The sequence below is a fragment of the Gramella sp. MAR_2010_147 genome, from assembly GCF_900105135.1.
Classification (GTDB): Bacteria; Bacteroidota; Bacteroidia; order Flavobacteriales; family Flavobacteriaceae; genus Christiangramia.
Genome location: NZ_LT629741.1, coordinates 628,942 through 641,494, shown reverse-complemented (window position 1 = coordinate 641,494; position 12,553 = coordinate 628,942). Strand labels below are relative to the sequence as shown.

11 protein-coding genes are annotated in these 12,553 nt (G+C 35.1%); 4 read left to right on the top strand and 7 right to left on the bottom strand.

All coding sequences use genetic code 11. The features are described 5' to 3' along the window. Positions 1 to 2: 2 nt before the first annotated feature. Positions 3 to 383, top strand: coding sequence for a DUF4258 domain-containing protein (locus tag BLT95_RS02765; RefSeq protein WP_089664542.1), 381 nt, complete (start codon positions 3 to 5; stop codon positions 381 to 383). Positions 384 to 419: 36 nt separating this feature from the next. On the opposite strand, the gene bcp is transcribed toward BLT95_RS02765, so the two are convergent. Further along, on the bottom strand, positions 420 to 875 hold the full coding sequence (gene bcp / locus BLT95_RS02760; protein ID WP_089664541.1) for a thioredoxin-dependent thiol peroxidase: 456 nt from the start codon (positions 873 to 875) through the stop codon (positions 420 to 422). A gap of 31 nt (positions 876 to 906) precedes the next feature. Here bcp and nth point away from each other — a divergent pair, with 31 nt between their 5' ends. Further along, on the top strand, positions 907 to 1,563 hold the full coding sequence (gene nth / locus BLT95_RS02755) for an endonuclease III (protein ID WP_089664539.1): 657 nt from the start codon (positions 907 to 909) through the stop codon (positions 1,561 to 1,563). A 39-nt stretch (positions 1,564 to 1,602) separates the two neighbouring features. Here nth and BLT95_RS14385 read toward each other — a convergent pair whose 3' ends face one another. Further along, positions 1,603 to 1,755, bottom strand: a complete 153-nt coding sequence (locus BLT95_RS14385; RefSeq protein WP_172822561.1) for a hypothetical protein — start codon at positions 1,753 to 1,755, stop codon at positions 1,603 to 1,605. 61 nt (positions 1,756 to 1,816) lie between these two features. Further along, complete coding sequence (locus BLT95_RS02750; RefSeq protein ID WP_089664537.1) at positions 1,817 to 2,401, bottom strand: sigma-70 family RNA polymerase sigma factor; 585 nt, start codon at positions 2,399 to 2,401, stop codon at positions 1,817 to 1,819. Between the two features lie 233 nt (positions 2,402 to 2,634). On the opposite strand from BLT95_RS02750, the gene uvrA reads away from it, so the two are divergent. Together uvrA and BLT95_RS02740 are read left to right on the top strand one after the other, a co-directional pair. Beyond that, positions 2,635 to 5,424, top strand: a complete 2,790-nt coding sequence (uvrA, locus tag BLT95_RS02745; protein ID WP_089664535.1) for an excinuclease ABC subunit UvrA — start codon at positions 2,635 to 2,637, stop codon at positions 5,422 to 5,424. Positions 5,425 to 5,558: 134 nt separating this feature from the next. After that, complete coding sequence (locus tag BLT95_RS02740) at positions 5,559 to 6,857, top strand: hypothetical protein (RefSeq protein ID WP_157718006.1); 1,299 nt, start codon at positions 5,559 to 5,561, stop codon at positions 6,855 to 6,857. An 80-nt stretch (positions 6,858 to 6,937) separates the two neighbouring features. Here the strand turns inward: BLT95_RS02740 and BLT95_RS02735 are convergent, their stop codons facing one another. The 4 genes from BLT95_RS02735 to BLT95_RS02720 all read right to left on the bottom strand — a co-directional run bounded on the left by BLT95_RS02735 (position 6,938) and on the right by BLT95_RS02720 (position 12,470). Then, positions 6,938 to 8,395 carry a polysaccharide biosynthesis C-terminal domain-containing protein gene (locus BLT95_RS02735; protein ID WP_089664530.1) on the bottom strand — a complete coding sequence of 486 codons (1,458 nt, stop codon included), beginning with the start codon at positions 8,393 to 8,395 and terminating at the stop codon, positions 6,938 to 6,940. Beyond that, positions 8,396 to 9,679, bottom strand: a complete 1,284-nt coding sequence (locus tag BLT95_RS02730) for a glycosyltransferase family 4 protein (RefSeq protein WP_089664529.1) — start codon at positions 9,677 to 9,679, stop codon at positions 8,396 to 8,398. It lies immediately after the preceding gene. A gap of 19 nt (positions 9,680 to 9,698) precedes the next feature. After that, the gene (locus tag BLT95_RS02725) at positions 9,699 to 12,113 is read right to left on the bottom strand and encodes a YfhO family protein (RefSeq protein ID WP_089664528.1); all 2,415 of its coding nucleotides are present in this window, start codon (positions 12,111 to 12,113) and stop codon (positions 9,699 to 9,701) included. Between the two features lie 75 nt (positions 12,114 to 12,188). Beyond that, entirely contained in the window at positions 12,189 to 12,470 is a 282-nt protein-coding gene (locus BLT95_RS02720; protein WP_089666827.1) for a DUF4834 family protein, read from the bottom strand. Positions 12,471 to 12,553: the final 83 nt, after the last annotated feature.

Here is a 12,553-nt window from a genome sequence, read left to right as displayed (position 1 = left end):
ATATGAAGTTTGCTCACCGCCTTGCCTATTATGGTTTAGGCCTTTTTTTTGGAATTGTTATTTTAATCTTCTTTCTTGGAGGAAAAAAGACATCCTGTGATTATTCTCCAAATGCGAGAGTTCTCAAAAATATCAGGATCAAGAAGCGCCAGTTTTCTAAAAACTCAATGAATTTTTTCTCATCCAATAATATTGATACTTCTGTAGTTTCTGAGATTCTAAACAAAGGAGATGTAGATTTTAATAAAAGTGATACAGATGCTAAACCCTGTAATATTTACATAATTTATGGAGCTTCCAATTTTTCTAATATTGAATTAGAAATTGAAAACTGCGATAGTACAGCTATCGTTAAAAATGCATCTATAAAAAAAGACGAATAAAAAATTCGCCTTTTTAATTAGTGTTGAAGAAAACCTTTAATTAGCAAAGATCTGTTCTGCGTGAGCTTTGGTCTTTACTTTTTTTATCACCTCTTCAATCATTCCTTTTTCATCAATGATAAAGGTTGTCCGATGAATTCCATCATATTCTTTCCCCATAAATTTTTTAGGTCCCCAAACGCCATAAGCATTAATCACTTCTTTCTCTTCATCAGCTAAAAGTGGATATTTAAAATCGTACTTATTCTTAAAATTCTGTTGTCTTTTTTTTGAATCGGCACTTACTCCTAAAACCTCATACCCCTTTTCCTTCATTGCATCATAATTATCGCTTAGATTGCATGCTTCTGCAGTACAACCTGGTGTACTGGCTTTTGGATAGAAAAATAGCACCAATTTTTTTCCTTTATAGTCTGAAAGATTAATTTTGTTACCGTCCTGATCTTCAGCTTTAAATTCGGGGGCCTTATCCCCTTCTTTCAATGTTGTCATAATTCTTACTTTTGCACTAAATTAAAACTTTATGACCAAACAGGAAAAGGTACAGTTCATTATTGAAACGTTAAATGATATATACCCGGAAATCCCTATTCCATTAGATCATAAGGATCCTTATACATTATTAATAGCCGTACTTCTTTCTGCTCAAAGCACTGATGTTAAGGTAAATCAAATTACCCCCAGATTATTTGAGATAGCTGATAATCCATATGCGATGATAAAACTTTCAGTAGAAGAGATCAGGGAGATCATTAGACCTGTTGGACTTTCACCTATGAAATCTAAAGGAATTCACGGACTATCAGAAATTTTAATTGAAAAATATAACGGACAGGTTCCTGCCAGTTTTGAAGCCTTAGAAGAATTACCTGCAGTAGGTCATAAAACTGCCAGTGTAGTAATGGCTCAGGCATTTAATGTACCGGCTTTTCCAGTAGACACCCATATTCACAGATTGATGTATCGCTGGAATTTAAGCAATGGCAAAAATGTAACACAGACAGAAAAGGATGCGAAGAGATTATTCCCTAAAGATCTATGGAATAAATTACATCTTCAAATTATTTGGTACGGGAGACAGTATTCTCCTGCAAGAGCCTGGAATCTTGAAAAAGATGTGATCACCAAAACGATTGGAAGAAAGAGCACTATAAATGAGTATTTGAAGAAAAAGAAATAAAAAAGACCCGCAGGCTAATATTACAGGTCTTCTTATAAATTAATTCAGAAGCGATTCAAACTTCATCTTCTTGTATTCAATTACATTAAGAGCTTTCGAATAATTCAAAAGAAACGCAATCGTCTCTTTTTTTGGTTGTGGATGATTGATTTTTTCTTCTTTTGAAGATTTTTTAAAGTAAAGTTTCCCCATTTGTTATTGTTTTGTGATGGTTTAATAGAATAACGAAACAATTGGGGGGATATTGCTCTTATTAATTGGTTAAAATTAAGTTTCTCTTTTCTATAATTTTTCGAAGATTTATAAGCGCATATCGCATTCGCCCTAAGGCTGTATTAATACTAACTCCGGTACGTTCTGAAATTTCTTTGAAACTCATATCTTTATAGATACGCATGGTTAGAACCTCCAATTGATCTTCAGGCAATTCCTTGATTAACTCCTGTACATCCATTTCAATCTGATCTTTGATCAGTTGTTTTTCAGCATTTAAACTCCCATCACTTAAAACTGAAAAAATATTAAAATCCCCACTATTGTCAAATTTGGGCATTCTTTTATTTTTCCTGAAATGATCTATGACCAGGTTGTGTGAGATACGCATTACCCATGGAAGAAACTTCCCTTCTTCGTTATACTTTCCTCGCTTCAAAGTACGAATTACTTTAATGAAGGTGTCCTGGAAAATATCTTCTGCGATATCCCTGTCAAAGACTTTCGAAAAAATAAAACTGTAAATACGATGTTGGTGACGATTGATGAGGGCGCCAAGTGCGTTTTCATTTCCATCAAGATAATCACGAACGAGCGAGGCGTCAGTTACCTTAGTGTTATTCATAACAGTTACTTTAATGTACAGGAATAAGTAATTCCCGTGGATTAGGTTATTTAGTTTTAAAAAAGTAACTGTGCTTAATAGGCAACTATGATTTTCGGTTATGGCTCAAATATAGTAAGATAAAATTGAGAATTACAAATAAAACCTTAATATTTTAACAATACTATAAGTTTTTTCTAGCTTTATTTCCCGCTCCATATTGAGTAACTTTGCCGTTTTAGCAGAAACGAAGCATGACAGCAAATATATCTAAAGTAGATCCAAAGCAAAATATTATTATCAAAGGTGCAAAGTTGCACAACCTAAAAAATATCAATGCTATTATTCCCCGGAATAAGCTTGTAGTGATTACTGGTTTATCTGGTTCAGGTAAATCAAGTTTAGCTTTTGACACTTTGTATGCTGAAGGTCAGCGTCGCTACGTTGAGAGTCTAAGCTCCTATGCCAGGCAGTTTTTGGGACGTCTTAATAAGCCTAAAGTAGACTATATTAAAGGGATAGCTCCTGCTATTGCCATTGAACAGAAAGTAAATTCTACCAATCCAAGATCTACGGTTGGAACCTCTACTGAAATATATGATTATTTAAAACTGCTCTTTGCAAGAATTGGGAAAACCTACTCCCCTGTTTCAGGAAATGAGGTAAAAAAAGATACGGTCACAGATGTTATAAATTTCATAAAAGATTTTCCTGAAAGAGAGAAACTTCTATTGCTGGCTCCCATTCATGTTGAAGAAGGTCGTTCTCTTGAGAAAAAAATTAAAATTCTGGCTCAGCAAGGATATAGCCGAATAAAATTGAATGATGAAGTTGTAAGAATTGATGAAACCGACCTTAGTAAAGCTAAGGATGATAATACCTGGCTAGTTGTAGACAGAATTATTACAAAAGACGAGGAAGATTTCTATAATCGACTGGCAGATGCAGTTGAAGCAGCTTTTTTTGAAGGAAAAGGAGAATTGTTTATAGAAAAACTTTCCGATAACAGCTCGAGGCATTTCAGCAATAAATTTGAACTGGATGGTATAAGTTTTCTGGAACCCAATGTACATTTATTCAGTTTTAATAATCCATATGGAGCCTGTCCTAAATGTGAGGGTTATGGAGATGTTATCGGGATTGATGAAGAGTTAGTAATTCCCAATACCGGATTATCTGTTTATGAAAACGCGATCTTTCCGTGGCGCGGTGATAGCATGAGTTGGTACAGAGACCAGCTGGTTAATAATTCTCATAAATTCGATTTCCCAATTCATAAACCATATTTCGAATTGAGCGATGAGCAAAAAGATCTGGTTTGGAATGGAAATCAATATTTTGAAGGACTCAATCAATTCTTTGAATTCCTTGAAAGTAAAGCTTATAAAATCCAGAACAGGGTTATGCTCTCTCGGTACAGGGGAAAGACAAAATGTTCAGCTTGTAAGGGTAAACGTTTAAGGCCGGAAGCACAATATGTAAAGATCAATGATCACAGCATTACAGATCTGGTAGAAAAACCTTTGGATAAGGTGAGACCGTTTTTTAAGGATCTGGAGTTAAATGAATATGATGAAAAAATAGCCAAACGTTTATTAACTGAAATAAAAAACAGGCTAGAGTTTCTTTCCAATGTAGGTCTTGATTATTTAACCCTAAATAGAAAGTCCAATACGCTCTCTGGAGGGGAATCGCAAAGAATAAATCTTGCGACTTCTTTGGGAAGTAGTTTGGTTGGTTCTATGTATATACTAGACGAGCCTTCTATTGGACTGCATCCAAAAGATACCGAAAAACTTATAGGTGTATTAAAACATCTTCGTGATCTGGGAAACACGGTGATTGTGGTGGAGCATGATGAAGAGATCATGAATGCTGCAGATGAGATCATCGATATTGGTCCCGAAGCAGGAACTAAAGGTGGTCATGTGGTCGCGACAGGAACCATGAAAGATATCTTAAAATCTGATTCTCTTACCGCAAGCTATCTTAATGGAAAAATGGAAATTGAAATTCCAGAGAAAAGAAGGACATCGAAAAATAAGATCAAAGTTCTTGGTGCAAGAGAAAATAACCTGAAAAATATCGATGTAGAATTCCAATTAGGAGTATTTACAGCCATTACAGGGGTTTCAGGCAGTGGCAAGAGCACGTTGGTAAGAAAAATTTTATATCCTGCGGTACAGAAGGAAATTGGAGGATATGGCGAAAAGGCCGGGCAGTTTAGTGGTACTGAAGGAAGTTTTAAAAGTCTTGGAACCGTAGAGTTCGTAGATCAGAACCCTATTGGACGATCTTCCAGGTCTAATCCCGTTACTTATATTAAAGCCTATGATGATATTCGAAACCTTTTTGCTAGTCAGAGACTGGCTAAGTTAAGAGGCTTTAAGGCGAAACATTTCTCTTTTAATGTAGATGGAGGTAGATGCGAAACCTGTAAAGGTGAAGGAGAGGTTACCATAGAAATGCAATTTATGGCCGATGTCCATTTAGAATGTGAAGCCTGTAATGGAAAGCGTTTTAAGAAAGAAGTGCTTGAAGTCACCTTTCACGACAAGAATATTGATGATATTCTAAATATGACGATAGATGACGCTACTAGTTTCTTTGAAGATCACGATCAAAGTAAGATCGTAAAGAAATTAAAACCTTTAAAAGATGTAGGTCTGGGGTATGTGCAATTGGGACAAAGCTCCTCTACCTTATCTGGTGGTGAAGCACAACGAATAAAATTAGCTTCATTCCTTGTCAAAGGAAATACAAAGACCAAAGCACTATTTATTTTTGATGAACCCACCACAGGATTACATTTTCACGACATCAAGAAATTATTAAAATCTTTTAATGCGTTAATTTCAAAAGGTCATACTGTTATTGTCATTGAACATAATATGGATCTTGTTAAATGCGCCGATTATGTTATAGATCTTGGCCCTGAAGGTGGTGAGAACGGAGGTTACCTGGTTGCCGAGGGAACACCAGAAGAACTAAGCAAAGTCAAAAAATCTTTTACTTCAAAATATCTTAAGGAAAAACTTTATTAACAATAACTATTTAATTTACAGTGATTTAAAAATTTAAATTAAGAGAGACTACTCCGTCAGCTTACTGTTTACGGACTTTGGCACGCGCTTTGTATCTGTTAAGAAAAATGTTCTTAATTAAATACGCTACTACCATGAGAAACCTGACCCTTATTTTCGCATTCTTATTTATTGGATGGTCAGTATCTGCATCCGTAAATTCTAAGCCAGCCACCACTACTTATACTAATTATAACGATTCATTCATTTTTGTTGAAGGAGGCGTTGAATTTGCGGTTTATCCCAATGGTGAATTCGATTTTTATTTTAATCCAGATTTTGCAAGAGGTAACTCTGTACATATATCTTCTCCTAATGTAAATATAAGCTATAATTCAGGTTATAACTATGAACCATTTGTGCAGTATGATGATTATGGTGCAGTAATCCAGATTGAAAATATTCCTATTTATTATGATTATTATGGGCGTATTATCCAGGCTGGTGATATCTATATGAGATATAATAATTTTGGCCGTCTTGCTAGGGTAGGGAATTTACATGTACATTATAATCATCATCGTCACATTACTCACTATACCGGTTATATAAATCCTTATAATAGACGATATGTATACAGGCCATGGCACGATTACTATCGCCGACCTAATGTAAATGTAAGTATCGTATTTGGGAGACCTTATCGTGCCTATTACGAGCCACAAAGAATATCTTATGATAATTATGTTACGGTTTACAACAACTATTATATAAATAATAAAAGAAAAAGAAATTTTTACAGACCGTCTCAAAAAGTAAGATCTTATAATTATGGTTCCAGAACTAATACTAAGCGTAGTATCGCCCAGGTAAGATCTCGTGGAAGCAGTAATATTGGAAACACCAGAAACACCTCTGCAAGAAGCAAATCTTACTCTAATAGAAATAGATCTACTTCGGTAAATTCCAGAACCACTAGAAAAGATACTGATAGAGGAGCTATAAATACTAATAGATCTCGGGTAGTAAGTGAGAGTAAAGCAAGAAGTACAAATTCCAAAGGCAGATCATCAAGAATAGAGAGCACTCCGCAGAAAAGACAAACTTCAACAAGAGAAAGATCTTTTAAAAGTCCTCAGCAAAGATCTGCAAGAATAGAAAGCAGAACGACAGGTAGAGTGGAAAGATTGGGTTCTGCCACTAAAGGAAGATCAGTTCAAACCAGAAGTAATTCCAGAGTGGAACGTTCGGCTCCAGCTACTAGAAGTAGATCTATAGAAAAAAGCTCAAGAAGTTCTGCAAGGAAATCAGCAATAAAACGTCCAACAAGTAGGCAAAGTAGTTCTTCAGTTAGAACAAGAACTTCTTCAGGAACTTCAGGGTCTCAAGGAATTAGATCAAAAAATTCTTCCAGATCAAGAAGTTCGGCACGAAATGTGGATAATAGAATATAGATGACAAGTTCATAATTTAATTTTTTGGTTGGTTAGTTAGAAAACCCTTGAAGCTCCCAAGCTGATGGGGTTTTCTCGTTTTATGACCTTTTCAAAAATCTATCGATCATTTGATTGATATCTTCTGAAAACCGAAACGAATAAATAATCCCAAGATATAATACACCGGCAAGAATGGATTTTAAAGTAATATTCAGAAATGGATGTAGCGGAAAATTTAAAAAGTAAAATCCTAAACTAAACGCTATCACTAAAATCATTGTCAGCCAGCTTTTAGAAGTAAAGGGATGAATCCTGAATTTTTTAAATACAATAAAAATTTTAGATGTATTGTAAGCTGCAAAAGCTATAAAACTTGCAATCGCTGCTCCCTCAACTCCAAATTGAGGTATAAAATATAAATTAAGAACAAAGGCCACAATAACCAGGATCACTCCTACTCCCAATACAATTCTATAATAATCTGAATTAAATAAAATACTGTTGTTATTCCCTAAGAAATTATCGTAAAGTTTGACTAAAGAGATAAGTAGAACTACTAAAATGCTAACGCTATATTCCTCGGGAATCAATTCATACAAAGAATTCACATTGGTGATGATCCAGATAAAAATGAGTCCGCTAATTATAAGAAGATTCAAGGAGCTCTTTTCATAGAGTTCTTTCAGGCCAGACCTGTCCTTTTTATTAAGCATTTCAGCGGTAAGAGGATTCGTAATCTGGTGCATTGCTTTTTGCGGAACAGAGATCACTGTAGCGATATAAACAGCGATTCCATAAATTGCGACATTCTCTATTGGCAAATAATGCTCAATCATTACTTTATCCAGGTCTAACAGAACGGTAGCTACAGATGCTGCCAAAAGAATGAGTGAAGAGTATTTTACAACGGGAGCTATATTTTTAGGGAATTTGAAGCTGAATTTTGGCCTGTGCAGGGAAAAAGCATACATAGCCATTAGTATGGTTCTAATAACAAATACCGCAGAGATTCCATAAATAAAAAACTCTACACTAATCCATCTAAAATAAACTCCAAATAATAGAATACTAATACATAATCTATGAAAAACTTCCTTCATCAAATTTCCGAAAGCGCTTTTATAATAGATCTTTGACCATGAAAAGAAGACTTCAAAATACGAGGTAGCCATGGCAATTAAAAATATCAACCAGATAAAGGGTTGTACGAGGTCATTTTCACCTTTGAAATATTCGAGCAGATAATTGTAAAATAACAGACCAAAGACACCAATAATCAGTCCTGCAATTGCAGGTGTGATCAGAGCAAAATTCAGGAGTCTATCCTGGTCTCCCCGGGTTTTATAGGATGTAAAGAATTTAATCAAAGTACTATGAACACCAAATACCAGGAATGGCCAGATAAGATTTGCTGCTGATAATAGGTAACTAACCAGACCATAATACTCCTTCTCAAGGAAATAAGTAAACAGGAATAGTGTATTAACCGCCCCAATCCCGAACCCGATATACGTGGTCACCATGTTCTTGAAGGACTGATTTATTATGATTCCCATTTAGACCTGCTTAATAAGTTGTGCCAAAGTTTCTGAAAGTGACTTACGATGATATTTTTCAATATGATGAGAGGTATTCGCTGGAATATTGTCTTTAAATTTCTGAAATAGTCCTTCTATATGGCTTTTAATTCCTGAAGTATCATTATAAGCAAAGAATTTTCCAGATTCGGTTTCTGAAATTATTCTTTCTGCATCCCAGTTTTCGGGACCAATCGCTAAAATTGGTCTTTTCGCGGCCAGGTATTCAAAGATCTTACCGGGTATAATACCTCTGGTCTCTTCAGCATCTATCTCAATCAATAATAACAGGGAAGCTTGTCTTTGTAATTTCACTGCCTTTGAATGACTCACATATCCCTCATTCCTCAAATATTTATGAAGCCCATATTTTTTAAGGCTCTCTAATACATCTTCACTAAGCTTTCCGGCAAGTCTTAATTTAAAATTACTCCTGAATTCTTCCTGCTCTTCTATAAGTTCACTTAAAACCCTCCAAAGATTTTCAGGATTTCTACCAGATAATAAAGAACCTATATGGGCAAGTTCAAATTGTTTGTTTTGGTATGTCTTTTCCGTTAATTCGGTGTCAAAACCATTAGTGATTACGGTTATTGGTTTTGTGGTCTTTTCTTCAAACTCTTTTTTCGTAGTAAAACTGGTAGTAATAATATGATCTGCAGTGTTTAAAACTTTTTTTTCAAGAGCCTCATGTTTTTTTCGTGACTTCTTATTCAATTTCAGTTTTTCATGATAACCTATCTGCGTCCAGGGGTCACGAAAGTCTGCTATCCAATTTACTTGCAAACTTTGTTTTAACTTTAATCCAATTAAATGAAGACTATGCGGAGGACCGGTAGTAATAATAGCATGATAGTCTCCTTTTTCAATTTCTTTTTTTAAAAATTCTACGGAAGGTTTGATCCAGAATTTACGTGCATCCGGGATAAAATAATTCCCGCGAATATAAAGCATTGCCTTTTGAAGTATGCTCTGATTTTCTTCCTTCTGAATTATTCCCGAACTAATAGTTTCAGTATCCTTTTTAGAGAAAATCTGGGCAATTGAATAAGGCTCAAAGATATTCTGTTTAATCACTTCTATCCCCTCTGGAATCTCCTTTTCAAAACTTTTATCGATAATTGGGTAACTAGGGTTCTCAGGAATATATACTACCGGCTCAATATCAAAACTCCCTAAATATTTAACAAATTTAAGCCAGCGTTGAACACCCGGGCCTCCGGCCGGTGGCCAGTAATATGTTATAATAAGAACTTTCTTCATTCAATAATAAATGACAGGATCATTTTCTTTTTTTCAATTCATAACCAACTCCTCCAATAATAACAAGTCCTATTAAGATTGAACTTATCAAGGCGATCCTACTTCCGGTTTTTACTACTTCAGGTTCAAATTTAAAAACAACCTCGTGATCTCCTGCTGGAACGTTCATCCCTCTTAGTACATAATTTACCTGAACATGAGGAACAGCTTCACCATTAATATAAGCCTGCCAGCCTGGTTGATAATAGTTTTCAGAAAAAACTACAAACTGATTAGAAGCCGCTGAAAATTCATATTTCAATTTATTTGGCTGGTATGTTACAAGTTCAATTTTAGCCGTTTCATCAAATTTAAATTCTTCTGAAACATCTGCTCTAAACCCAGAATTAACTACAGCGGTAGTCCTAAGATCGGTATCCTTAAGGCTTAGAATTTCTTCATCCTGATTCTCCACCCATTTTATGTCTTTTACCAACCATGCATTTCCAAAGGCTTCAGGGTTTTGCTGTGCCTGCACGCCATTCTCTGTAGGAACAATGAAATACTTCACATTCAACATGCTCAATATTTTCATATTATTCTGAGAAATATAAAAGTCGAATAAATCCTGGATTCTACCAGGTTTCGCGGCATGATATCCTCCAATCGCATTATGATAATAAGAGGTTCTACCAGTATTAAAAGGATCTCCGGAAACATCAAACACCCTATAATGGGTCTTATCTTCGAGAATAGCAGCATCAGCTTCCAGTTTTTGAAAAGGCTGTTCCATTTCTCTGGCCTGAACAAAGTCATCTTCATTTACGTAACGCTTATCAACCCCAATAAGATCCACTAAAATTAAAATTATCAATCCTCCAATAACCATATTCCGGTTCACTTTAGACTTTAAATAGGCCAAAATTAACCCGGCAGCGATTAGGACAAATATTAATGATCTTATTACGTCTGATGTGAAAATACTTTTTCTATCCTCTTCCAGTGCATTCATAAAATCCATCCCGAATTGTTTGCTATACGTAGCATCACTTGCCCCAGCAAAATCAAAAAGCACAGACTTAAAGAGAAAAAAAACTAAAAGTAATCCTCCAGTAATGATCGAGGACCATTTTAAAGCATACAGTTTTTCTTCAGATTTAATTTCTTTCAGAAATAATTTATAAAGTCCGAGTACAGCTAGTAGCGGTAAGCAAAGTTCAAGTATAACCTGTATAGAAGTAATCGCTCTAAACTTATCATATAATGGCACGAATTCTATAAAAAAACGTGTTAGAAATTCGAAGTTTTTACCCCAGCTTAATACTAAAGCCAAAATACTTCCGCCAACGATCCACCATTTTAATCGTCCCCGTATTAAAAAGAGTGCGAATACAAAAAGAAAAATTACAGTAGCTCCTATATATGCCGGAGCTCCAACATAAGGTTGATCACCCCAATAAGTCGGAGCATTTTCCGTAAAACCGGCTGCCTGGGTTGGTGATGCACCAATTTCTATCAATGCATCATAAATATTCGAATCTTTTCCTATATTTTCAGAACTTCCACCTCCCATAAACCTGGGAACCATGAGATTAAAACTTTCTAAAATTCCATAGCTGTAAGAAGTAATGTATTCATAGCCTAAACCTGATTTTTCTTTTGGACCTCCATTTGGCTGAATGCTTAATTCTGATTCTCCTCTTGTACTGAATTGTGCATATTCACTGGTAGCCATAAGATTTGTAGCATTCGCAGCAATGGCAATAATTACGGCCACAACCATCACTCCTAGTGATTTGAAATACTTTGGAAGTAACTTTTTTTGATAAGCATCAACCAGATATGCGATTCCCAGAATGATTACTAATAGCAATAAATAATAGGTCATCTGAAAATGATTCGCCTGAATTTCGAGGGCCATTGCCACTGTTAGCAATAAAAAACTCCAGATATTCCTGTTTCTGAAAATTGAAATGATCCCCGCGAGAACCATCGGCATATATGCTATCGCATGTGCTTTGGAATTATGTCCTATTCCCAGGATGATGATAAGATAGGTAGAAAACCCAAATGCTATAGATCCCAGAAATGCCAGTTTATAATCTACCTTCATACATAGAAGAAGAATATAAAAACCTATAAAATAAAGGAATAAGTAATCTGCCGGTCTGGGTAAGAACCTTAATAAACTGTCCAGTTCTTTAACGTAATTATGAGGATAGTATGCCCCTAATTGATAGGTTGGCATACCGCCAAAAGCTGCATCTGTCCAGTAGGGCTCCTCCCCGGTTTCAGCTCTAAAATCTTTTTGTTCCTGAGCCATCCCGATATATTGAACAATATCGCTCTGGAAAATCTCTTTACCCTGTAGTACGGGATTAAAATAAAATAATGATAATAAAATAAAACCTGCCAATACAAGCAGATGAGGTAAGAATTGCTTCAATTTAGCCATTAATCGGATCTTTGATTTTAACCACAATTTTGTGCGAAACAAAGCCAAAATAGTAAGCTTTGTTAAAATCCGAAATTAATCAATTTCTTCGTAATCGATATATTCACCAACATTTTTATTGGATCCTTTATTCCCCTTAGGTTTCTTGTCTATACTTACTTTTCCTTTTTTTTCCTGAGTACTTTGATCACCTCCAAATTGCTGATTGAATTGCTTTTCAAACTTACGCCCCATTTTTCTCATAAAATATTTCAAAATAAGCGGTCCGAAGTAGCGGAATAATATTTTCAAACCAAAGTATACTAATAAAACGATGAGTACCGTTTTTAATACTCCAGATAATGATGCTTCTAACATTCTTAAGCTTTTTGCAAAAATAAAAATAAGCCGCCACAATCAGGGAAGCTTCAGCTATAAAATTATAATAAATCTTATATCTT